The organism is Stenotrophomonas sp. YIM B06876, assembly GCF_030711595.1.
Lineage (GTDB): Bacteria > Pseudomonadota > Gammaproteobacteria > Xanthomonadales > Xanthomonadaceae > Stenotrophomonas.
The window spans coordinates 1-2,219 of sequence record NZ_JAUJUJ010000094.1 but is presented as its reverse complement, the minus strand read 5'-3'; the positions used below and the strand labels follow the sequence as shown (position 1 = coordinate 2,219).

Genomic DNA, 2,219 nt, shown 5'->3' with positions numbered 1-2,219 from the left:
GGCGGCGTGCTTGCGCTGATGATCCGCGCCGAGCTGTTCCAGCCAGGCTTGCAACTGGTCAACCCCGAGCTGTTCAACCAGCTCACCACCATGCACGGCCTGATCATGGTGTTCGGCGCCATCATGCCGGCCTTCGTGGGCTTTGCGAACTGGATGATTCCGCTGCAGATCGGCGCATCCGACATGGCTTTCGCGCGCATGAACAACTTCAGCTTCTGGCTGATGATTCCTGCCGCAGCCATGCTGGTGGGTTCATTCTTCATGCCCGGCGGCGCTCCCGCTGCTGGCTGGACGCTGTATGCGCCGCTGACGCTGCAAATGGGTCCGTCGATGGATTCGAGCATCTTTGCGATGCACATTCTGGGCGCCTCGTCGATCATGGGCTCGATCAACATCATCGTGACCATCCTGAACATGCGCGCCCCCGGCATGACGCTGATGAAGATGCCGATGTTCTGCTGGACCTGGCTGATCACGGCCTACCTGCTGATCGCCGTGATGCCCGTACTGGCCGGCGCCATCACCATGACGCTGACCGACCGCCACTTCGGCACCAGCTTCTTCAACCCCGCCGGCGGCGGCGACCCAGTGATGTACCAGCACATCTTCTGGTTCTTCGGCCACCCCGAGGTGTACATCATGATCTTGCCGGCCTTCGGCATCGTCAGCCAGATCGTGCCTGCGTTTGCGCGCAAGAAGCTGTTCGGCTACGCCTCCATGGTGTATGCCACCTCGTCGATCGCGATCCTGTCGTTCATCGTCTGGGCGCACCACATGTTCACCACCGGCATGCCGGTGACGGGCCAGCTGTTCTTCATGTACGCCACCATGCTGATCTCGGTGCCCACGGCCGTGAAGATCTTCAACTGGGTCGCAACGATGTGGAAGGGCTCGATGACGTTCGAGACACCCATGCTGTTCGCCATCGGCTTCATCTTCGTGTTCACGATCGGCGGCTTCACCGGTCTGATCCTGGCGATGGCGCCCATCGACATCCAGCTGCAGGACACCTACTACGTGGTGGCCCATTTCCATTACGTGCTGGTGGCCGGCTCACTGTTTGCGCTGTTTGCCGGCGTGTACTACTGGCTGCCCAAGTGGACCGGCGTGATGTACAGCGAGCGCCGTGGCCAGATCCACTTCTGGTGGTCGCTGATCTCGTTCAACATCACCTTCTTCCCGATGCACTTCCTGGGCCTGGCCGGCATGCCGCGCCGCTATGCCGACTACCCGATGCAGTTCGCCGACTTCAACGCCATCGCCAGCATCGGCGCCTTTGGCTTCGGCTTCGCACAGGTCTACTTCTTCTTCTTCGTGGTCCTGCCGGCGATGCGCGGCAAGGGCGCCACGGCCCCGCAAAAGCCATGGGATGGCGCTGAAGGCCTGGAGTGGGAAGTGCCATCGCCGGCTCCGTTCCATACTTTCGAGAACCCACCCAAGCTGGATGCCACGGCAACCCGCGTGATTGGCTGAGAGCCATGTCCATGACACCCGAGCAGAAAAAAAGCAACGTGCGCATGGCGCTGGTTCTAGCGTCGGTGGCGGCGGCGTTTTTCGTCGGGTTCCTGGTCAAGATGGCTTTCTTGACCCGCTGAATCGCACGCCATGAACATTCGCCACGAAAACGCCAAGATGGTGGGCAAGCTCGCCATCGTCGCACTCGGCATGTTTGTTTTCGGCTATGCGTTGATCCCGATCTACAAGCGCATCTGCGAGATGACCGGCATCAACATCCTGACGCTCTCAGAGCGCCAGGTGCCGGGCAACGGCCAGGCCGGGCGTGACGTGCGGCTGCCTGCCAATACGCAGGTGGATACGAGCCGCACCATCACGGTCGAGTTCGACGCGAATGCGCGCGGCCCCTGGGAATTCAAGCCCGCGGTACGTTCCATCAAGGTCCATCCGGGCGAATTGGCCACGGTCATGTACGAGTTCCAGAATGTGCAGAACCGCCGCATGGCGGCCCAGGCCATTCCAAGCTATGCGCCGACGCAGGCGGCGGCGCATTTCACAAAACTTGAGTGCTTCTGCTTCAACCAGTACACCCTGGAGCCCGGCGAGAAGAGGGAATGGCCCGTGGCTTTCGTGATCGATCCGCGCCTCTCCAAGGACGTGACCACCATTACGCTGTCGTACACCTTCTTCGAGGTGGGGGGCAAGACGCCGCCCGCACCGCAGTCCACGGCGGCGCTCGCCTCCGGGGCGGAGGGCGTGGGTTC

The 2,219-nt window shown here is 61.7% G+C and carries 3 protein-coding genes; all 3 read left to right on the top strand.

Annotated features, from left to right (window positions below; translation table 11 throughout):
- Nucleotides 1–1,473: cytochrome c oxidase subunit I (ctaD, locus tag QZH66_RS14850; RefSeq protein WP_305806692.1), on the top strand; the 1,473-nt coding region annotated here is incomplete at its 5' end.
- A gap of 11 nt (nt 1,474–1,484) precedes the next feature.
- Nucleotides 1,485–1,595 carry a cytochrome oxidase small assembly protein gene (locus QZH66_RS14845; RefSeq protein ID WP_305806691.1) on the top strand — a complete coding sequence of 37 codons (111 nt, stop codon included), beginning with the start codon at nt 1,485–1,487 and terminating at the stop codon, nt 1,593–1,595.
- Nucleotides 1,596–1,605: 10 nt separating this feature from the next.
- A partial coding sequence (locus QZH66_RS14840) for a cytochrome c oxidase assembly protein (RefSeq protein ID WP_305806690.1) occupies nt 1,606–2,219 on the top strand: 614 nt, incomplete at its 3' end.

What these genes read in the sequence shown, in the direction of transcription:
- QZH66_RS14845 (WP_305806691.1), top strand. Translation starts at nt 1,485, where the DNA reads ATGACACCCGAGCAGAAAAAAAGCAACGTGCGCATGGCGCTGGTTCTA.